Annotated in this window: 19 protein-coding genes; 16 read left to right on the forward strand and 3 right to left on the reverse strand. The window is 53.2% G+C overall.

The annotated features are described in order from the left end of the window. The first annotated feature begins 125 nt into the window (after positions 1–125). Complete coding sequence (ndk, locus tag SAMA_RS06805; protein ID WP_011759417.1) at positions 126–557, forward strand: nucleoside-diphosphate kinase; 432 nt, start codon at positions 126–128, stop codon at positions 555–557. Positions 558–698: 141 nt separating this feature from the next. On the opposite strand, the gene SAMA_RS06810 is transcribed toward ndk, so the two are convergent. Both SAMA_RS06810 and dusC read right to left on the reverse strand, forming a co-directional pair. Then, the gene (locus tag SAMA_RS06810) at positions 699–1052 is read right to left on the reverse strand and encodes a TraR/DksA C4-type zinc finger protein (protein ID WP_011759418.1); all 354 of its coding nucleotides are present in this window, start codon (positions 1050–1052) and stop codon (positions 699–701) included. A 187-nt stretch (positions 1053–1239) separates the two neighbouring features. After that, positions 1240–2193: a tRNA dihydrouridine(16) synthase DusC gene (gene dusC, locus SAMA_RS06815; protein WP_041410205.1), complete on the reverse strand. Its 954-nt coding sequence runs from the start codon at positions 2191–2193 to the stop codon at positions 1240–1242. Between the two features lie 280 nt (positions 2194–2473). Between dusC and SAMA_RS06820 the strand changes: the two genes are divergently transcribed. The 14 genes from SAMA_RS06820 to tnpA all read left to right on the forward strand — a co-directional run bounded on the left by SAMA_RS06820 (position 2474) and on the right by tnpA (position 17044). Further along, positions 2474–2917 (forward strand): HvfA family oxazolone/thioamide-modified RiPP metallophore, encoded by a 444-nt coding sequence (locus SAMA_RS06820; RefSeq protein ID WP_011759420.1) that lies wholly within the window; start codon positions 2474–2476, stop codon positions 2915–2917. A 62-nt stretch (positions 2918–2979) separates the two neighbouring features. After that, the gene (locus tag SAMA_RS06825; protein WP_011759421.1) at positions 2980–3816 is read left to right on the forward strand and encodes an HvfB family MNIO-type RiPP peptide maturase; all 837 of its coding nucleotides are present in this window, start codon (positions 2980–2982) and stop codon (positions 3814–3816) included. Beyond that, positions 3813–4571, forward strand: coding sequence for an HvfC family RiPP maturation protein (locus SAMA_RS06830; RefSeq protein WP_011759422.1), 759 nt, complete (start codon positions 3813–3815; stop codon positions 4569–4571). Before SAMA_RS06825 ends, SAMA_RS06830 begins: the two co-directional genes overlap by 4 nt. A gap of 313 nt (positions 4572–4884) precedes the next feature. After that, a complete protein-coding gene (locus SAMA_RS06835) occupies positions 4885–5256 on the forward strand; it encodes a YbaN family protein (protein ID WP_011759424.1) in 372 nt (123 codons plus the stop codon). Positions 5257–5420: 164 nt separating this feature from the next. Continuing rightward, positions 5421–5966: an adenine phosphoribosyltransferase gene (gene apt, locus SAMA_RS06840; protein WP_011759425.1), complete on the forward strand. Its 546-nt coding sequence runs from the start codon at positions 5421–5423 to the stop codon at positions 5964–5966. Positions 5967–6091: 125 nt separating this feature from the next. Continuing rightward, positions 6092–8821 (forward strand): DNA polymerase III subunit gamma/tau, encoded by a 2730-nt coding sequence (gene dnaX, locus SAMA_RS19350; RefSeq protein ID WP_011759426.1) that lies wholly within the window; start codon positions 6092–6094, stop codon positions 8819–8821. Between the two features lie 140 nt (positions 8822–8961). Next, entirely contained in the window at positions 8962–9291 is a 330-nt protein-coding gene (locus SAMA_RS06850) for a YbaB/EbfC family nucleoid-associated protein (protein WP_011759427.1), read from the forward strand. A gap of 13 nt (positions 9292–9304) precedes the next feature. Further along, positions 9305–9904: a recombination mediator RecR gene (gene recR, locus SAMA_RS06855; RefSeq protein WP_011759428.1), complete on the forward strand. Its 600-nt coding sequence runs from the start codon at positions 9305–9307 to the stop codon at positions 9902–9904. A 181-nt stretch (positions 9905–10085) separates the two neighbouring features. Next, positions 10086–11999, forward strand: coding sequence for a molecular chaperone HtpG (gene htpG, locus SAMA_RS06860; protein ID WP_011759429.1), 1914 nt, complete (start codon positions 10086–10088; stop codon positions 11997–11999). 70 nt (positions 12000–12069) lie between these two features. Continuing rightward, positions 12070–12945, forward strand: a complete 876-nt coding sequence (locus SAMA_RS06865; protein WP_011759430.1) for a tetratricopeptide repeat protein — start codon at positions 12070–12072, stop codon at positions 12943–12945. 141 nt (positions 12946–13086) lie between these two features. Next, positions 13087–13731: an adenylate kinase gene (gene adk / locus SAMA_RS06870; RefSeq protein ID WP_011759431.1), complete on the forward strand. Its 645-nt coding sequence runs from the start codon at positions 13087–13089 to the stop codon at positions 13729–13731. A gap of 119 nt (positions 13732–13850) precedes the next feature. Continuing rightward, positions 13851–14834 (forward strand): ferrochelatase, encoded by a 984-nt coding sequence (gene hemH, locus SAMA_RS06875; RefSeq protein ID WP_011759432.1) that lies wholly within the window; start codon positions 13851–13853, stop codon positions 14832–14834. A gap of 251 nt (positions 14835–15085) precedes the next feature. After that, complete coding sequence (locus SAMA_RS06880; protein WP_011759433.1) at positions 15086–16390, forward strand: inosine/guanosine kinase; 1305 nt, start codon at positions 15086–15088, stop codon at positions 16388–16390. 207 nt (positions 16391–16597) lie between these two features. Beyond that, positions 16598–17044 carry an IS200/IS605-like element ISSham1 family transposase gene (gene tnpA, locus SAMA_RS06885; RefSeq protein WP_011758714.1) on the forward strand — a complete coding sequence of 149 codons (447 nt, stop codon included), beginning with the start codon at positions 16598–16600 and terminating at the stop codon, positions 17042–17044. A gap of 145 nt (positions 17045–17189) precedes the next feature. Here the strand turns inward: tnpA and SAMA_RS06890 are convergent, their stop codons facing one another. Next, on the reverse strand, positions 17190–18503 hold the full coding sequence (locus SAMA_RS06890) for a dicarboxylate/amino acid:cation symporter (RefSeq protein ID WP_011759434.1): 1314 nt from the start codon (positions 18501–18503) through the stop codon (positions 17190–17192). 221 nt (positions 18504–18724) lie between these two features. Between SAMA_RS06890 and SAMA_RS06895 the strand changes: the two genes are divergently transcribed. Continuing rightward, positions 18725–21190, forward strand: a complete 2466-nt coding sequence (locus tag SAMA_RS06895; RefSeq protein ID WP_011759435.1) for an Ig-like domain-containing protein — start codon at positions 18725–18727, stop codon at positions 21188–21190. The last annotated feature ends 144 nt before the right edge of the window (positions 21191–21334 follow it).

Consider the following 21334-nt stretch of genomic DNA (forward strand, 5'->3'; position numbering starts at 1 on the left):
CTTGCAGAGCCCCAGCTTTGCAAGGTTTGGTTGTGCCTGTCTATGTGATAAAGATAGGCTTTGTGAAATAAATCCCGTATAATCCGCGCGAATTTTACAAACTTGCTCATCAAAGGAAGCTAGTTATGGCGATCGAACGCACTTTTTCTATCATCAAGCCTGATGCTGTTGCCAAGAACCACATCGGTGCTATCTACAACCGTTTTGAATCAGCTGGCCTGAAAATCATCGCTGCCAAGATGGTTCACCTGACCAAAGAGCAGGCTGAAGGTTTCTACGCTGAGCACAGCGAGCGTCCTTTCTTCGGCGCCCTGGTGTCTTTCATGACTTCTGGCCCTATCATGGTTCAGGTTCTGGAAGGTGAAAACGCCGTTCTGGCCAACCGCGAAATCATGGGTGCTACCAACCCAGCTCAAGCTGCCCGCGGTACTCTGCGTGCTGACTATGCTGCCAGCATCGATGAGAACGCTGTACACGGTTCTGACGCTCTGGCTTCTGCCGAGCGCGAAATCGCTTACTTCTTCGCTGCTGACGAGCTGTGCCCACGCACTCGCTAATCAGTCGCAGAAAATAAAAAAGGAGCCGAAAGGCTCCTTTTTTATTCCCCGTCACTCAGGGATTGGCCATACTCACATGCCGTTTTTGCAAATGATGGCCATGCCTGAATCGCGAATCCGGTGTGTCAGTGTGGCCACTCCTCAGTGATTGAGCCGCAGCTCGTGTCTGTGTTCGTGGCGATAATGGTCGTCACAGGACAGGCAACGCTGAACGGTGGGATCCCGTATCAACCTATCCTGCTCTATTTCGGATTCGCAATCGGCACACAGGCCGTAGAGTCCTAAATCCAACTGACACTGCGCCGCATCCAAACGGGTTAACCTGTCATAGATGAGATCATCCGCTAGGTGCAGTCGGGTAAGGGTATCGATAAGCTCGCTCAGCGAGGCTTTCAAGGCCGAGCCTTGTAGCTCGGGGAAGGGGAGCGCCGCTATCTCTTCCCTGAGTGTGGCTTCAAGCTGTGATAAAGCTTGTCTGGTATTGGCTATAGTCACGGTTATCCCCTGTCGTTACAGAAGTCCAATTCAACATGGATTGGATTTCAGTCTAGTAGCCCCGGTGCGCGGGACTATGACAAGGATCAAAACACTGTTCGATTTTTCATTTCAGCAGCGTGTAAAGCCTTTGCAGATCAAAGATTGCCACTGTTGCAAGCGTGCGGCGCTGTTTAAGTACCGCCCATTATGACTTCATTGGCGCCAGCTTGGTGGCTGCCAGTTTGAGGCCATTCAGTATGTCCTCGGTGGTTTTGTGAATTCGTATTTCCCTGAACAGGTCGTCCGCTTCCGGATATTCCCTGCTCAGGTAACTGAACCACTGTTTGATACGTGCCGGATAATAAGTGGCCTTCAGTCCTGAGGTTTCCAGCTCTGAGTAGTGGATCATCAATCTCAGCGTTGTGGCCCAATCATAGGGTGTGTCACCCTTAATGCTGGCAGCCAGGTTTGGCATTGACAAGGCACCCCGACCAATCATGATGCTGTCGCAGCCCGTTACTTCCATGCAGCGCAGGGCATCGTCACGGTTCCAGATTTCGCCGTTGGCGATGACCGGAATGGGCAAGCGCTCACGCACCTCGGTAATGTACTCCCAATAGGCGGGCGGTTTGTAACCGTCTACCTTGCTGCGGGCATGAATGGCAAGCTCGGTGGCGCCGGCCTCGTATACGGCCAGGGCGTTTTCCATAAACAGAGATTTGTCTTCGTACCCTAAACGAATTTTGGCGGTGACCGGCTGCTCGCTGGGCACAGCCTGACGCATGGCTTTGACAATATCGTGAATTAATTCGGGATATTGCAGCAGCACGGCACCACCCTTGCTGCGGTTAACCATTTTGGCCGGGCAGCCAAAGTTGGCATCTACACCTCGGGAGCCCAGTGTCACCGCCCGCAGCGCGTTTTCAGCCATCCAACCGGGTTCCTGACCCAATATCTGAACCCGAACCGGGGTACCACTCTTGGTCAGGCCGTTGTTTTTCAGCTCAGGACAGAGGCGATAGTAGACCTTTTCCGGTAATAGCTGATCCACCACGCGCACAAACTCGGTAACCAGGAGATCGTAGGGGTTGATGGATGAGAGCAGCTCCCTCATCAAATGATCCAGCACGCCCTCCATAGGGGCCAAAATAATCCGCAAGCTGATATCCCGCATTCGTTAAAAATAAGCGCGGCATTTTACCGCGCGCCCGCAGCTTTACCAAGCATGGAAAAAGATTGGGACAACTCGTATTCCAAGAACTTGATACCCATGATAAAAGTGTCTAGCTTAAAGGCTCTGCCTTGCACTCTTTTTAAAAAAATTCTGTGAGTGCATTGGAAAATTGAAATAAAAACAGGCCGCCATGGGTCTGGTAAATCAGACTGGCAGCAAAAGGCGGCCGTCATAACTCACTGAAACACACAGAAGGAAGAAGACTATGAACAGCATCAAGAAAACCGCCGCCGCAGTTGCACTGGGAAGCGTTGTTGTGGGCGCAGCGTTTGCCGCCGAAGCGCAGGCCAACCCTTTTGGCTTCAATGAAATGCAAGCTGGTTACCAACTGGTGGGTGACGAAGGTAAATGTGGTGAAGGCAAGTGTGGTGAAGGCAAGAAGGCCAAAGAGGGTAAGTGCGGCGAGGGTAAATGCGGTGAGGGCATGAAGGCCAAAGAAGGTAAGTGCGGTGAAGGTAAGTGTGGCGAGGGCATGAAAAAAGGCCATGAGACTGCCGAAAAAGCCAAAGAAGGTAAGTGCGGCGAAGGCAAATGTGGCGAAGGCATGAAAAAAGGCCAGGAAACTGCCGAAAAAGCCAAAGAAGGTAAGTGTGGTGAAGCCAAGGGCACTGAAAAAGCCAAAGAAGGCAAGTGCGGCGGCGCTCACTGATATCAGGCTGCCACGCGGGAAATGACCCGCGTGGCATTTTATTCGCAGGCAGAGGTGAACACATGGCAGTATCCTCGCTGGCCGGACTGGGGCTAAGGCGCGAAATGTTGGCTGAATTCAGTCAATCGGTACCGGCACAAATCGATTTTTTTGAAGTCGCCCCGGAAAACTGGATGGCACTTGGTGGTAAATACGGCAAACAATTCCGTGCTTTAACCGAGCGTCATGCATTTTTCTGTCACGGCTTGTCCCTGTCTATCGGTAGCAGTGCGCCGCTGGACATTGACTTTATCAAGGGCATTAAAGCCTTCCTCGATTTGCACGGAATAGCAGTATATTCAGAGCACTTGAGCTACTGCTCTGGCTCTGGGCACCTGTACGATTTAATGCCCATGCCTTTTACCCCTGAGGCTGTTCGTCATATCGCCGGACGGGTGAAGCAGGTGGAAGACATCATTGAGCGGCCGTTAATCCTGGAAAACATCTCGTTTTACGCCGCGCCCGGCGCACAGATGACGGAGCTGGAGTTTGTGCTGGCCGTGCTGGAAGAGGCGGATTGCCAGCTACTGCTGGACGTGAACAACATCTATGTGAATTCAATCAACCACAATTATGATGCGGCTGCGTATCTTGCTGCCATGCCCACCGAGCGTATACGTTATCTCCATGTGGCAGGGCACTACGTGGAAGCCCCAGATCTGATAGTAGATACCCATGGGGCAGACATAGTCGACCCGGTTTGGCAACTGCTCTGTGACTGTTATGCGCTGCACGGGCCTCTACCTACCTTGCTCGAACGGGATTTCAATATCCCGCCGATAGGGGAGCTGCTTCAGGAAATTGATCGCATTCGGGATTATCAGGCTGCGGCAATTCGAACCAGCAGGAGGGCCGGATGAGCTTTAAGGATATTCAGGCCGATTTTATCGAGGCCATCCGCAGGCCGGACTTACCCTGTCCCCACGGGATAGCGCCCCAACGGATGGGGGTTTATCGGGAACTCTTTTTCAACAATGTCAGTGGCTTTGTAAACAGTGGCTTTCCGGTACTCAAGAGCCTCTATGGGGAAGCACAGTGGCAGGCGCAGCTAAGGCAGTTCTTTACTGAACATGACTGCCAAAACCCGCTGTTTATTGGCATTGCCGGCGAATTTCTTGCCTTTTTAAGCGCCCGGGAACGCCAGGTCGACGAGCCCCCATTTTTGTTGGAACTGGCGCACTATGAATGGCTGGAATTAGTGGTCGCCACGGCAATGGAACAGGGTGATGAAGCCGCTTTCGATGACACGGCGCTGGCGCAACAAGCTTACCTTGATGCCAGGCTGGGGTTGGCATCCCATGCCCGGGTGGCGCAGTACCATTTTGAGGTCGAGAAAATTTCACCCCAGTACCAACCGGACACACCTCTGCCATCACCTTGTTATTTTTGTCTCTATCGGGATAGCGATGATGAGGTGAGCTTTTTGAAACTTAACCCCATGACGGCGCAGCTGTTGGCGGTCCTGGAAGCCAATACCGGCATCAAGTACATCGAACTACTGCAAAAAATGCAGGCACTTTACCCCAACTTTGATGGACAGCAGCTCCGGGAGGGCATCGCTCAGGTGCTCGGGCAAATGGCCGTCCGGGGTGTAGTAGTGCAAAAGTTGCAATAACCCTACAGTTAGTTGGTTTTATCGTTCAGGACAAACCGCTAGAATGGCGCCCATTTTGTGAGCTGCATCACGGCAGTGGTCGTACATTTTGTAGAGGAGTCCACATGGACGCTAATTTCAAAGAGCCTTTCAACGTTTGGTATCTTATTGGTTTTCTGTTGGTTCTTCTGGTTCCAACCCTGCCTGCCAGCCTCTCTTGGCTCAAACTTGCCGGCTTAATCTAAGTTCGGAACAAGGGTATACTTGGCCACTCAATTGAGTGGCCTTTGTTTTTGAGGCTGCAAAGAAGGACTGAACCCAAGGGGGCGAAGGCGTGATAAAGCGCAGTGTGTTGCTGGTGATTGGTTTGATAAGCCTGGTGATGGGTGTAGCAGGCGTGTTTTTACCGCTGCTGCCCACGGTGCCCTTTGTGCTGTTGGCTGCCTTTTGTTTTGCCCGCTCCAGTGAGCGTTTGCACCGCTGGTTAATGACGCATCCCTGGTTTGCCGATGCTCTCAATAACTGGGATCAAAAAAAGGCCATCAGACGGGGGCTCAAACGTAAAGCCATGGTGCTGTCGAGCCTGAGTTTTGCTATCAGCATTGCCGTCGTGCCGCTGCTGTGGGTCAAGCTGATGCTGTTTTCGTTACTGGTGGCTCTGCTGGCTTTCCTGCACTCAGTGCCCGAACTTGAAGATACACCCTGAGTGCCGATTTTGTGACCACCGACACTGGCGGCCCGGTGTGCAGGCGGTTGCATCCACAGGCAAAGGAGCTTAAGCTTTAGCCGGATTAAATTTGAAGTCCACATTTCGTGGACTTTTTTGTTGTCAAAGTCCGGCGAAGCCGGCAAATCTAACGTGAATGTCCTATGAACACAGATAGCTTAGCGCTTATCAAGCAAAGCATTAAAACCATTCCTGATTACCCCAAAGCCGGCATTATGTTCCGTGATGTGACAAGCCTGCTTGAGGATCACACTGCTTACCAAACAGCTATGAAGCTGCTCGTTGAACGCTACAAGGATTCCGGCTTCACTAAGGTCGTGGGAACCGAATCCCGCGGTTTCCTGTTCGGTGCACCGCTTGCGTTGGAGCTGGGTGTGGGTTTTGTGCCTGTACGCAAGCCTGGCAAACTGCCCCGTGAAACCATCAGCGAAAGCTATGAGCTGGAATACGGACACGACACCCTGGAAATCCACGTCGATGCTATCAAGGCTGGTGACAAGGTGTTGGTGATAGACGATCTGCTGGCCACCGGCGGTACTATCGAAGCCACGGTTAAACTCATTCGCCGTCTGGGCGGTGATGTGGCCCACGCGGCCTTTGTTATTTCCCTGCCGGATCTGGGTGGTGAAAAACGGTTGCAGGCCATGGGCCTGGAAATCTGTAAATTGTGTGAGTTCGAAGGCGATTAATCCAACGCTTGAACCCTTACACTTCCTGCCCCGTCATGGCGTTATGGCATCGCCCCCCTCAGCGTGGTATGTTTGCCCCATGACGGGACACAGGCTCCCGACCGATTTTGTAAGTGGGGAGTGACATGTCCTATCAGGTGTTGGCCAGAAAATGGCGCCCTGCCAATTTTGCCGAAGTAGTGGGCCAATCCCACGTGCTTCATGCCTTGACCAATGCCCTCGGTCAGCAAAGATTACACCATGCTTACCTCTTTACCGGCACCCGTGGTGTGGGAAAGACCAGTTTGGCCAGGCTGTTCGCCAAGGGGCTCAATTGTGAGCAGGGAATTACTGCCACGCCCTGCGGGCAATGCAGTGCCTGTCGCGAGATTGCCGAAGGCCGCTTTGTTGACCTTATTGAAGTGGACGCCGCATCCCGTACCAAGGTGGATGACACCCGCGAAATCCTCGACAACGTGCAGTATCGACCCAGTCGCGGACGTTTTAAGGTGTACCTCATCGATGAAGTGCACATGCTTTCCAAAAGCTCTTTCAACGCGCTGCTGAAGACCCTCGAAGAGCCGCCTGAGCATGTGAAGTTCCTGCTCGCCACCACAGATCCGCAAAAGCTGCCGGTGACAGTGCTGTCCCGGTGTTTGCAATTCAATCTCAAAGCGCTGACACAACCGCAAATTCAGGCGCAATTGGCTGCCGTTCTCAGTGGCGAGGGTTTGGGATTCGATGAGGATGCTTTATCGCTGCTTGCCAAGGCGGCGGCCGGCAGTATGCGTGATGCCCTGAGTCTTACCGACCAGGCGATTGCCTTTGGCGGGGGAGAGGTGCGCCTTGCTCAGGTGCAAACCATGCTCGGGGCCATAGATAAAGGCCAAATACTGAACTTATTCGATGCCCTCTGCCAGGGCGACATTGAGACACTGCTCACCACTGCCCGTACAGCAATGGGTTTCGGTGCCGATGCCGACGAGGTCTTAAGGGCCTTGCTTGAACTGCTTCATCAAATCAGCCTCGCACAATTTGCCCCGGCCACTGCCAGCATCAGCGACAACGGGGCTGCCGTACTTGCCTGGGCCCAAGCATTGAAGCCCGAGCAGGTACAGCTTTATTACCAAATTTTGCTCAGTGGCCGTAAGGATTTGCCCTACGCGCCCGACCCAGCCTCCGGGCTGGAAATGAGTCTGCTTCGCGCCGTGGGCTTTGTGCCCGAAAAGCCGGTAAGCCGTTGGCAGTCAGGTGAGGGCGTGTCGGCTGCCGAGGCACTCAAGCTTGTTGCGCCATCGACAGAGGGAAAGAGTGCGCCTCAAGCGGACACTGCGCCTAACCACGCTGTTGTTACTGAAACGCCTGTGGCGGCTGCAGTGCCGCAAGCCGGTATTGCTTCCACCTTGGTGGCAGGTACCCACAGCCCTGTCAGGACGACTGAGGAGCCCGCTGTTAAGGCCGACAGTTCGGTTGCCACCGAAGAGGCACCAAGCGGCGATGACGATGTGCATGAGGCTGAGTCTGACGCCCTGTTTGCAGAGCAAAACCTGCTGATTTCCCAGGCCGAAAGCCAGGGGTTCAATCCCGGATACGACGCAGTTAACGCCGGTGACAACGACCTCCCGTTACATGATGCCCCACCATTATTCGATGAAATGGCGTATGCGGACTATCCCCAAAGCTATTCGGCCGATATCTCTGAGACTCCAGTGGAACGGGGGCTTGACGATGGCGCTGGTTTTCAGCTCCAAAACGAACAGTCCCAAAGCGATCATCTTCAAAGCGGTGCTACGGGGGCTCAGTCAAAGGTCGTGGCAGAGTCCCAACCTGTCAACACGCCGGCTTCTGCATTTGGTGATGACTTGCTCGATGCTGTTTTGGCTGCCAGAGAAGATTTACTCAGTGGTATCACCTCGGAGGCGAAAGAAGATGAGGCAAAAAAGCCGGTATCCAGTTTCGAGCGCCGCCGCATGGCGGTGCAGGAAACTAGCACTGTTCCGGTAACCACGGCGCCGACTGACAAGGGCACGCAGGATGAAATATCCCTCGGTGCAATGTCAGCCAATACCCAAACAGCTACGCTCACCCAAGCCACAGCAAGTGTATCGGGTGCGGATGTTGCTGCCGATTATGACAGGCCGCCTTGGGAAGATACGGCCACTCCTGATGACAGTTCAAAAGCGCCTGAATTGGCCCTGGATTACGCAGTAAACAGAGAGTCAGCTCCGGTTAACGCTGAGTCGCCAGACAAGGCTCATCCAGAGGAATACACATCGGCTGCGCCACATACGCAGACACCCCAACCTCTAAAAGCTGAATCTCAAACAGCGTTGCAGGCTAAAGGGCAAACACACACGGACGAAGTCTCGTCCAGTGACGGGGTGCATTGTGCCAATCACAGCGCCGCCAGCCCTATTGGCGGTGATGAAACTGACCTTCGCTGGTACAAGCTGATGGGAGCGTTGGAGATTGGCGGCCGGGTTCGCCAGCTGGCGGTCAATTCGGTTTGTCTGGCATGGTCTAATCCTATCCCCCTGGTGCTGAAACAGGACCAAAAGCATCTGGCAGCGCCCGTGGCCATTGGGCAGCTCAATGAGGCGCTGTCCAAAGCCCTCGGTCATGAGGCTGAAATCGCACTGGAGGTGGGTGAGGTCCCGGGGCGGGAAACCCCGCTGGATATCCGTGCCCGTTTTCACCGGGAGCTGCTGAGCGATGCCAGAGGGGCGCTCAATACCGATCCCGCAGTGCTGAGACTGATGCAGCAGGCAGGCGCCTGGTTTGATGACGACAGTATAAGCTATCCGCCCGATCTGCTTGCCCAGCGGGGCAGAGCCTTGCCAACACCACCGGCTTTGGCTCAGGAGCCTGTGGTCTGAGTCGCATTTAATGGCATCCCTGTGACCGGGATAATTGCCAATGCCTCAGATTTCAGTAAGATTAGCCAACTTCATTTTCACCGTTCACAAATTCATTTTGCCCGCATGGCTGCGGGCCTCAACCGAAAGAGATTAAGCGTATGTTTGGAAAAGGCGGAATGGGCAACCTGATGAAGCAAGCCCAGATGATGCAGGAAAAAATGGCCAAGATGCAGGAAGAAATTGCCCGCATGGAAGTCACAGGTGAGTCCGGTGCCGGCTTGGTGAAAGTGACCATGACAGGTACTCACAATGTACGCAAAGTAGAAATCGACCCAAGTCTGCTGGAAGACGATAAAGAGCTGCTGGAAGACTTGGTAGCCGCAGCCTGTAACGATGCAGCCCGCCGTGTTGAAGAAAACCAGAAAACCAAGATGGCGGAAGTGACCGGTGGCATGCAACTGCCTCCCGGCATGAAGATGCCATTCTGAGGAAACGCTTCCCATGAAATTCAGTCCGCTGGTGGATGAGCTTATTCAAAGTCTGCGTTGCCTGCCGGGAGTGGGGCCTAAATCGGCCCAGCGCATGGCCTTTGCGCTGCTGGAAAGCGATCGTAAAGCGGGCATCCGCCTGGCCGATACCCTGTCCCGGGCCATGAGTGACGTGGGCCACTGCCAAAAGTGCCGTACCTTCACCGAACAGTCTCTGTGCCCGATTTGCTCCAGCAGTAGGCGCGGAGAGGCCGACACCCTGTGTGTGGTGGAAACCCCGGCGGATGTACTGGCCATCGAGTCCGGTGGCCATTTTCAGGGTCGCTATTTCGTGCTGCAGGGGCACTTATCTCCCCTTGACGGCATAGGGCCTGAGGAGCTGGGGCTTTCTCTCCTTGAAGGCCAATTGGTCGGCGGTGGTATCAGTGAGCTGATTTTGGCCACCAACCCTACCGTGGAAGGGGACGCCACGGCACACTACATTGCCGATATTGCCCGCAGAGCAGGGGTAGCGGTGAGCCGGATTGCCCACGGTGTGCCCGTCGGCGGTGAGCTTGAGTACGTCGACAGCACCACCCTCGCGCTGAGCTTTAACGGCCGCTTGCCGCTTTAAACCCGTTAATGATGCAAAACGCCCCGCGTTACCGGGGCGTTTTTGTTGTTTTTTTGCCCGCTCAAATCTCGCTTGCACCCTTCCCCTTGAAAAGTGTTTCATCGCCCCCATTTCTGTTCTATCCGGGCAGTATGCCCCAATACCTGAATGTTTTTGTAACACTGAAAAAAAGGGAACTGAGATGTCGCATCAAGAAACCCATGGTTTTCAAACAGAAGTCAAACAGCTTTTGCATTTGATGATCCACTCTTTGTACTCCAACAAAGAAATCTTTTTGCGTGAACTGGTCTCCAATGCCGCCGACGCCGCTGACAAGCTGCGTTACCTGGCGCTGACCAACGACAGCCTGTATGAGGGTGACGGTGAGCTGCGGGTACGTGTGAGTGCCGATAAAGACAAGGGCACAGTGACCATAGAAGACAATGGCATTGGTATGACCCGCGATGGCGTTATCGAACACCTGGGCACCATCGCCAAATCGGGTACTGCCGAGTTCTTTAAAAACCTCTCCGGCGACAGCGCCAAAGACTCGCAGCTGATTGGTCAGTTCGGTGTGGGTTTCTATTCGGCCTTTATCGTCGCCAAGCGCGTTGAGGTGTTTACCCGCGCCGCCGGTCATAGCGCCGACGAAGGGGTGAAGTGGGAGTCGGAAGGTGAAGGTAACTTCAGCGTCGAAACCATCACCAAAGCTGAGCGCGGCACCAAAATCGTGCTGCACCTGCGTGATGAAGAAAAGGAATTTGCCGATGACTGGCGCCTGCGTTCCATCATCACCAAGTACTCAGATCATATCTCCATCCCGGTAGAGATGTATCAGGAAGGCACCCCTGAGCGTGACGGTCCCGATGGCGAGAAGATTCCTGCCACCGAAGGTCAGTGGAAGGCTATGAACAAGGCCACCGCCCTGTGGACCCGCAGCAAGTCAGACGTGAGCGACGAAGAGTACAAAGAATTCTACAAGCACATTTCCCACGACTTTGCTGATCCTCTGGATTGGAGCCACAACAAGGTTGAAGGTAATCAGGAATATACCAGCCTGCTGTATATCCCGGCCAAGGCCCCCTGGGACCTGTGGAACCGTGACCGCAAGCATGGGCTGAAGCTGTTTGTGCAGCGGGTGTTCATCATGGATGACGCTGAGCAGTTTATGCCATCTTACCTGCGTTTCGTGCAGGGCTTGATTGACTCCAACGACTTGCCGCTGAACGTGAGCCGCGAAATCCTGCAGGACAATAAAGTCACGCGCAATCTGCGTCAGGCATTGACCAAGCGTGTGCTGTCGATGCTGGAAAAGCTGGCCAAAGACGATGCCGACAAGTATCAGCAGTTCTGGGCAGAGTTTGGTACCGTGCTCAAAGAAGGTCCGGCGGAAGATTTTGCCAACCGTGAGCGTATTGCCGGTTTGCTGCGTTTTGCCTCAACCCACACGGGTGATGCGACGCCGTCAGTGTCGCTGGATGATTACATCGGCCGCATGAAGGAAGGTCAGGAAAAGATTTACTACATAGTGGCCGACAGCCACGAGGCCGCGGCCAACAGCCCACACCTGGAGCTGTTGAAGAAGAAGGGCATCGAAGTGCTGCTGCTGTCTGAGCGCATCGACGAGTGGCTGATTAACCACCTGCACGACTATAAAGAAAAGGCTCTGCACTCTGTGACCCGCGGCGATCTGGATCTCGGCGCCCTAGAAGACGAGGCCGAGAAGGCCGCGCAGGAGAAATTGGCCCAGGAGTCTGAGCCCTTGGTAGAGCGATTCAAGTCTGCTCTGGGTGATAAAGTCAGCGACGTGAAAATCACGACCCGTCTGACCGATACGCCCGCCTGTGTGGTGACAGGGGAAGGCGAAATGTCGAGCCAGATGATCAAGCTGATGCAGGCCGCTGGTCAACCAGTACCTGAATCCAAGCCAACGCTTGAACTTAACCCAACACACCCGCTGGTGGCCCGTTTGGATAAGGAGCAGGATGAAACAGCCTTCGCCGAGTGGGCTGAAATGCTGCTCGCACAGGCGACCCTGTCTGAGCGTGGCAGCCTGGCAGACCCATCTGCCTTCATCAAGCTGGTGAACCAGATGCTGCTTAAATCGGTTGGCTAAACTGATTGCGGGGGCGAATGCCCCCGTTTGTCTTTTTGATAATGGCTTTTTACATTCAGGGGAAGCACCTATGACTCAAGGGATACCTCAACAGGAAAGTGCTGCCATGGCTGGCGTGGCGCTGACCCGGGACAATATCCAGTCCGTGCTGGAACAATCGCTCGAAGCGCCCATCGTCTTGAGTTTTTTCGCGCCGTCACACCCAGACAGCGTGGCGATGAATACTCGCCTGGCGCAGGTGATAAAGGGTCGCGGTGTGCTGGCGACAGTGAACTGTGAAACAGAGATGGAAATCGCATCCTATTTTCGCATTCAGGCGTTGCCAACTGTGCTGGTGATAAGCCAGGGCCAACCGGTCGACGGTTTTGCCGGCGATAAAACCGATGCAGAGCTTGATGCCATGCTGTCTCAGCACCTGCCTCAGGCCTGGAAGCAAGTATTGCTGCAGGCGAAGCAAACACTGGCCGATGGACAAGGTGCGGATGCCTTGGCGCTTCTTAAGAGCATCGAAATGGATGCTGCAGCCATAGGCGCCGAGTGGACGCTGCTGATGGCAGAGGCGGAAATTGCACAGGGCGAGCTCAGTAGCGCTGAGCTGCGTTTGGCCGCTGTGGGTCTTGCCGATCAGGACGCCCATTACCACAGCCTCAAGGCAAAACTCGCGCTGGCCAGAGAGGCGGCGGATACCCCAGAGGTTAGGGAGCTGCAAAGCCGGTTCGCCAATGAATCCGACAATCAGGCGCTGCGGATTGAGCTTGCCAGGGCGTTGGCACAGGCCAAGCGTGAAGAAGAAGCGCTGGAGCTGCTCTTTGACGTGCTTCAACGGGATCTCGGCGCTGAAGGCGGTGAAGTAAAACAAGCGTTTATGGGTATTTTAACGGCCATGGGGCAGGGCAGCAGTATCGCCAATGGCTTCAGACGCAAACTTTACAGCCTGCTTTACTGAATAAAAGCCTGCGCCGATTTAGGCACTTTTTTATGCCAACTGAGGCTAAAGTCGAAAGAGCAGGCCTTCTAAAGCGCGGGTTTATGTGCGAAGATCGCCGCCCTAAGAAGAATATCGATGCGAATTTAAGAGGACTCCCCGATGCGCATTATCCTATTGGGCGCCCCAGGTGCCGGTAAAGGTACCCAGGCTCAGTTCATCATGGAACACTACGGAATCCCCCAGATTTCTACCGGCGACATGCTGCGTGCAGCGGTCAAAGCCGGTACGCCCCTGGGTTTGGAAGCCAAGAAAGTGATGGACGCAGGTCAGCTGGTTTCTGATGAACTGATCATCGGTCTGGTGAAGGAGCGCATTGCTCAGGACGACTGCGCCAACGGTTTCCTGCTGGACGGTTTCCCACGCACCATTCCTCAGGCCGATGCCATGGCTGCCAATGGCATCAGCATCGATCACGTGATTGAAATTGACGTGCCTGATGAAGAAATTGTGAACCGCATGAGCGGTCGCCGCGTACATCCAGGCTCAGGCCGTGTTTATCACGTTGTGTTCAATCCACCCAAGGTGGAAGGCAAGGATGACGTGACCGGTGAAGATCTGGTTATCCGTCCGGATGATGAAGAGAGCACAGTGCGTAAGCGTCTGGGTATTTACCACGAGCAAACCAAGCCATTGGTTGATTACTATGGCAAGGTTGCCGCCGAAGGTAACACCAAGTACACCAAGTTTGACGGTACCCAGAGCGTGGCCGAGGTCAGCAAGTTGATCCAGGCTGCCCTGAGCTGATAGCCAGAGATCGCACTTTGTAGAAAAGCCTGTGAAAACAGGCTTTTTTGTTTTTTGGCCTATGATAGGCTAAACCAAAGTTTGCCAATTTGAGGTGAGATGTGAGCCAGGAAAAGCCAATGTTTGGAGTACTCCTAGTCAATCTGGGCACCCCAGATGCCCCCGACGCCCCTTCTGTGCGCCGTTTTTTAAAGCAATTTTTGAGCGACCCCAGGGTAGTGGATTTATCCCCCTGGATTTGGAAACCGATTCTGAATGGCATCATTCTTAATACCCGTCCTGCCAAAGTCGCCAAACTGTATCAAAGCATCTGGTGGGATGAGGGCTCACCGCTGATGGTCATTAGCCAGCGTCAGCGGGAGAAGCTTGCCATCGAACTGAGCAGCCTCTACGGCCATGAAGTCCCGGTTGAACTTGGGATGAGTTATGGCTCACCGTCGCTGAGCCAGGGGTTGGAGCGCCTCAAAGCCCAGGGTATAGACCGTGTCGTGGTGTTGCCTTTGTATCCTCAGTATTCCTGCTCTACGGTGGCCAGTGTGTTCGATGGGGTTGCCGGCGTGCTCAAATCCTGGCGACGCCTGCCAGACTGGCGCATGGTGCGCGAGTATTACCGTCATCCGCTGTATATACGGGCGCTGGCTGATTCTGTTCGTCGTCTTTGGGACGCTGACGGTAAAGCTGAACTCTTACTGATGTCGTTCCACGGCGTGCCGCTGAGGTACATAACCGAAGGTGATCCCTATCAGGCCCAGTGCCAGGAAACCGCAAGGCTCGTTGCCAAAGACCTTGGCCTTGGCAATGACGAATGGCAGGTCTGTTTTCAGTCGCGCTTTGGCAAAGAAGAGTGGCTGACTCCCTATACCGACGAGTTGCTCGAGAGCCTGCCGGGCAAGGGCGTTAAGAAGGTGGACATTATGTGTCCTGCTTTTTCGGCAGATTGCCTGGAAACGCTCGAAGAGATTGCCGAAGGGGGTAAAGAGTCCTTCATCCACGCCGGTGGCGAGCAATATAGAGTCATTCCCTGTCTGAACGACGACGATGGCCATATCCGATTGCTGGCTGAACTGGTCAGAGAGCAGAGCCTCGGCTGGCAAGTTGGCTGATGGCGCTGCGCTCATCACTGGTCAGTATCTTAAAATATGATAGAATCTGCCGCCTTTGAGCCAGGCGGCGGTATTTGCAGCTTTCTTTTGCGTGGATCTCCCCGCCTTTTGGCGATGAATATCGCTCCGGCCTAAAATCAATTTTACTTGTTTAAGTGCGGTGCCAGGCATGGCTCCGGACCATGACCTGCATGGATGCGGCAAGTGCAACTCTGCCATAGTGCAAATAGGCAAAGAACAGAGATCCCGTTATGAAGTTTCCTGGCCAGCGCAAGTCAAAACATTACTTCCCCGTGAATACCCGAGATCCGCTGCTTGAGCAGTTGACTCAGCAACCTCAGCCAAAGCAGACCTATATCAGTGGTATTGACCAGACCCTGGTGGACATTGAAGCCAAGGTCGCCGAAGACTTGTTGGTGCGTTATCAGTTGCCAAAAGGTAATTCCACCCTGATTGATGACGCCACCGCCCACGCGCTCTATGAGGAGCTCAAGCGTGATAACCTTATCAGCGACGAGTTTGCCGGTGGCACTATTGGTAACACAGTACACAACTACTCTATTTTGGCTGATGATCGCTCAGTGCTGTTTGGGGTAATGAGCAAGTCTATCGAAGTGGGCAGCTACGCCTATCGTTACCTCTGCCACACCTCATCCAAGGTCGATTTGAATCACTTGCAGCCGGTAGACGGGCCTATTGGCCGCTGTTTTACCCTGATTTCAGATTGCGGTGAGCGTACCTTTGCCATCAGCAAAGGCGCCATGGACAAGCTGACGCCGGACTTTATCGATAAGGATGTGGTGCAGGGCAGTGCGGCGCTGGTACTGACGGCCTACCTGATGCGGGCGGCCGAAGGTGATGGCATGAGCCAGGCAGCACTCAAAGCCATCGAATACGCCAAGGCAGCCGATGTCCCAGTGGTGCTGACTCTCGGTACCCGCTTTCTTATTCAGGAAGATCCAGAGTGGTGGCAGGGCTTTATTCGTGACAACGTCACCATATTGGCGATGAACGAAGATGAAGGTGAAGCCCTGACGGGCTTTGCCGATCCCCTCCTTGCCAGTGAGGCTGCGCTGGAGTGGTGTGACATGGTGCTGACAACGGCGGGTCCCATAGGTCTTTATACTGCAGGTTACACCGAAGACAGTGACAAGCGTGAAACCAGCCATACGCTGCTGCCTGGTGCGATTCCCGAGTTCAACCGCTTTGAGTTTTCCCGTCCGATGCGTAAGCGTGATTGCCGAGAGCCCATAAAGGTGTATGCGCATATTTCGCCCTATATGGGAGGCCCGGAACAAATCCGCAATACCAATGGCGCTGGTGATGGTGCACTGTCAGCACTGCTCCATGACCTGGCGGCGAATAATTTCCACAAGGTTAATGTTCCCGGCTCCAGTAAACACAGAAACGAAGGCCTCTGCTATTCGTCATTCTCACAAATCTGCAAGTACGCCAACCGTGTTGCCTATGAAGTGCTGGCGCAGCACAGCCCGCGTTTATCCAGAGCTTTGCCGGAGCGGGAAGACAGCCTGGAAGAGTCTTATTGGGAGCGTTAATCCCAGAGCCCTGCCGTAGAAGAGATTTTACCGGGTGGGGTAGATAAATAGACAGAGATAAAAAAAGGCGCCATCGGCGCCTTTTTTATTGTCACTCTAAAACCACCTCCTATGGAGGTGGTGATCGTTCTAGTGGGGCTTTGCCCGTAGAATGCCCATGCTAAATACTCCCTCGGTTTGTTACCAGCAAATCAAGGAGTAAGTAGCATGAGCAGATATGAATCCGCGTCTCACGTGTTCTATCGCTGTCAGTATCACCTCGTTTGGACACCGAAGTACAGGTACAAAATCCTAAAAGGTAATCTTGGCAAAGAGCTTTATCGAAGTATCTATGTTTACTGCAACATGAAGAAATGCAGAGTCGTAGAACTGAATGTGCAGGAAGATCATGTTCATCTAGTAGTCAGAACTCCACCGAGTCTAAGCGTGTCGGACTTAATGGGTTTTGTAAAAGGAAGAACGGCAATCAGAATGTTTGCGAAATTTCCGTATTTGAGAAAGCAAAAGCTCTGGGGGAATCACTTTTGGCAAAGAGGCTATTTTGTTGACTCGGTAGGAGCGAATGAAGAGATAATCCGCAGATATGTACGGCACCAAGAAAAGACAGCCAAAGAAGAAGAGAAACGGCAGATAGCATTGGGGCTAGAAGGTTAGTTTTTAAGCCCCCTTTTAGGGGGCCGTGTCAAAGCCACCTGCTATGCAGGTGGATTTTTACATTTTGGGTTTAGCGGGGAACAGGGGTTTTAACTAAAAAGCAAAGGGGCGAATTACTCACCCGACACATTTTCTCAAAATGCGCTTATTCGCCGCGGTGAACCTCAGCATCAAAACTGCCTGCGGTTTTACCTGCCTTGGGGTCATTAAAGACGGCTTCGTTGAGGGCGCCTTCAGACTTGGCAATCACCACAGTGGCGACTGTATCACCCGTGACGTTTACCGCAGTGCGAACCATATCGAGCATACGATCCACACCCAAAATGAGCGCAATGCCTTCTACCGGCAAGCCAACCTGATTGAGCACCATGGCCAGCATCACCAGGCCAACGCCAGGCACGCCCGCAGTACCGATGGAAGCCAGTGTGGCTGTCATCACGACCATGGCATAGTCGGTGATGGTCAGGTCGATACCAAATACCTGAGCAATAAACACAGTCGCTACGCCCTGCATAATAGCAGTGCCATCCATGTTGATGGTGGCGCCCAGTGGCAGGGTGAAAGAGGCAACTTTGTTATCGGCGCCCAGACGGTGCTCAGATGCTTCCATGGTGACAGGCAGGGTTGCGTTAGAGCTGGCCGTACTAAAGGCAAACAGCTGCACATCACGCATCTTACGGATGAACATCAGTGGACTCAGGCCGGAGAACAATTTAAGCAGGGTTGGATACACCACAAATCCGTGGAACAGCAGCACCACCAACACCAGCATAAAGTACTTAATCACGCTCTCAAGGGTTTCCATACCCAAGGTCAGTGCGAGTTTCCCCATCAGGGCAAACACACCGTAGGGAGCCAGCTGCATAATGAGGGTTACCACGCGCATGATGACTTCGTTGAGGTCATCAAACAGGGCCGCCACACGGCGTCCGCGCTCACCAATGTGTGATATGGCAAAACCGAAAATTACTGCAAAAATAATTATTTGCAGCATATTTCCTTCGCTCAGCGCCTTCATTGGGTTGGATGGCACTATGTTGATCAGCACATCCGCCAGACTGGGGGCTTCCTTGGCCGAATACTGCATGCTTTCAGATGCCAGAGAGGCATTGCCGGGCTGGACAAGTACCGCAGCAGAGATTGCCACGACCAGTGCGATAGCGGTGGTAAACAGATAAAACGCGAGGGTTTTACCGCCCAGTCGGCCTAACTTGGAAGGTTCACTCAGAGAACAGGTTCCACAGACCAGTGAAATAAAGACAAGAGGCACAACCAACATCTTGAGACTGTTGATAAATATAGTGCCTATCACATGGAAAAAACCCTCGGTGATGTAGTCCTGAACCCATTCACTGCCGCCGAAAAAGTTACGAAGGAGCAAACCTATCAAAATACCGGCGCCCATGCCGATTAAGATCTTGCCTGTCAGGCCAATTTTACTGGATTGTGCAGCAGCCATAGATTTTCCTGTTTATTTTTTGTGCTTTTGTGTTTTGGCGCACAAAAGCCTAGCAAGAAAGCGGTGCCGAGGAAACGGGCAATTAACTAAAGTTTTCTGGTAAAACCACGAAATAAAAGAATCGGGTAATAGAAAAGTTACATGAAAATTGTGTATTGTTAGCCTATAAGTAAGAAGCGGAATGCTTAGGTATTTTAACTAGAGTAACAGGGAGTCTGACAATGAAGTCAGCGTTTAAGTTATGGTTGGCCACCTTCCTCTCGTTTTTATTAATAGCCTGCGGGGGCGGTGGTTCGATTTCAGATACAGGGGGAGGGGATGGTGGTACGCCTCCAACAGACACAATTACGGTCACAGCTGCTATAACATTTAGCTCTTCCAACAGCACCATTGGCATAGATACTCCGGCCACAGTGACAGCAAATGTTAAAGGATCGCTTTCTGGTGCAAAAGCTGGAAAATTGGTCACCTTTAAACTGAATAACGCATCTTTAGGCACTTTTACCCCATCCACAGGAACAGCCCTGACCGATGCAGAGGGTAATGCCACTATTACGCTGAGTACGGCAGATATTGCCGGAGCAGGAACAGTCACTGCGAGTGTCGACACCGGTGAGTCCAGCGACCCTGTTGGTTTTACCATGAAAGGTGACGGCGGAAGCTCAACCGGTGGTGAAGCCCAGGTGAGCTTGACGCTTACCGATGCAGATGGTGCCCCAACCGATACCATTTCGAGCACCAAGCCCGGCAAGTTGGTTGCCACTGTTTCAGGTATTTCCAAGACAGTCATTGTTACATTCAACTCTTCCCTTGGCGATTTGCCGATTAAAACCGCGATTACAGATGCAAACGGCAAGGCCAGTGTCGATATTTATGCAGGCAGTCAACCTGGTGCTGCCGAGGCTACAGCGACTCTTTCAACCGGTGAAAGCGGCCAGAAAGTGTTTGTGATTGGCGCCAGCAATGTGCTGATGGGAACTGCTGAAGGCGACTTTGTTGCGGGTAAGGCCTCTGTGAGCGCCAGTGCTATTTCTGCAGGCGGTACTGCGACGGTTTCTGTCAAGCTTCAAGATGACCAGGGTATCCTCTTTACCGAACCTGTCAGTGTCAGCTTCTCGTCAACCTGTGCGACCAAGGGGCAAGCTGAGCTAAGTAGCCCAATTACTGCCGTTGGTGGTATCGCGACCAGCACTTATTTGGCTAAAGGTTGTGTGGGTGATGACAATATCAGTGTCTCAGCAGATGTAGGTGGCAAGAACCTGTCAGCGACTGGCACATTGAATGTGCTTGCAGCAGATGCTGGCAGTATTGTCTTTGTCGGAGCAACTCCTGAAAATATCAGTATCAAGGGCACGGGTGGTGATGAGTCATCCACTGTGAAGTTCAAGGTACTAGATACCAATGGCAACCCGGTGGCCAACAAGGCTGTGTCTTTCACGTTAAACACCTCCGTGGGGGGCCTGACGCTAAGCCCAGCCACAGCCACTACCAATAGCCAGGGCATTGCCCAAACAGTGGTAACTTCCGGTGCAGTGGCAACTACGGTGCGAGTTACTGCATCGATTGACGGCACCAACCCGGTTATTTCGAGCCAATCCAGCGTGCTGGTGATTTCTACCGGTAAGCCCGATCAGGACAGCTTCTCTTTATCTGCCGAAGTATTGAATGCTGAAGGCTGGGATATTGATGGCACCGAAGTGAAGGTGACAGCGCGTCTTGCGGATGCCTTTAACAACCCAGTGCCAGATGGAACGGCGGTTTATTTCACCACTGAAGGTGGTTCAATAGACCCGTCCTGTACCACTGCTAATGGAGCCTGTACTGTCGTATGGCGCAGTCAAAATGCCAGGCCTGGCGGCGTGACGCTTATCGACGGTTCGGGCGCCATGGTTCGTAACCCAACGCCTGTGTTGGTAGAAGATGGTGGTCGCTATTACGGCTTCTATGGCCAGAAGTTTGGCGGCCGCGCAACCATTACCGCCACCGCTGTAGGTGAAGAGTCCTTCCCTGATACCAACGGTAACGGCCGATTTGATGCTGCGGAAATGGATGCCTTCTTAAATGGAACCGATGTTAGCGGCGACAGCTACGATTTGGCTGATGCCTTTGTCGACCATAACGAAGATGGCATATTCAACCCTCAGCAAGCGGGTGGTCAAACCGGTGGCGAAAATGAAGAGCTCGTTGATTTTGACGAAGACGGGCAATTTGATGCTGCAGATAGCAAATACAATGGCGTGCTGTGCTCAGTGCCTGCCCATGCCGGCTGCGCAAGTGTCGATGCTCAGTCACTCTTCGTCAGACGCAGTCTGGTGCTGGTGATGTCAGGCAGTGAGGCTTTTGCGACTGCAGCAGACGATGTGGTGATTGACGACCGTGATGGTGTGTCAACCGGCGGCAGCATCGACATTAACGGTAAATCGACTGCGTCTGTGGTCTTTGCCATCTCTGATTTGCACAATCAGCAGATGCCTGCAGGAACTAAAGTTCAATTCGCTACATCGACGGGTTCGATTGCCAGTACCGCCAGCTACACCTGGCCCAGCAGTAACTACAATGGTGCGAGACAATTCTCCGTGACCGTGAAGGGGGCAGACCAACCTGAGAGCGGCGTGTTCTCTGTGACTGTTACCACCCCAGGCGGTACGGCCACCGAGGTACTGACAGTCCCTGTAAACATCTATTGATTTAGAGTTCACAATTCAAAAATACGAAAAGGCCACTTCTAAGAGTGGCCTTTCTTTTTATTGATTCACAAACATCTGCAGAGGCTTTGGGGACTTTTGAGCACAAATCTGAGCCAGTGCACTTGATGGTCTTAGTGCTTACTG

The organism is Shewanella amazonensis SB2B, from assembly GCF_000015245.1.
GTDB lineage: Bacteria > Pseudomonadota > Gammaproteobacteria > Enterobacterales > Shewanellaceae > Shewanella > Shewanella amazonensis.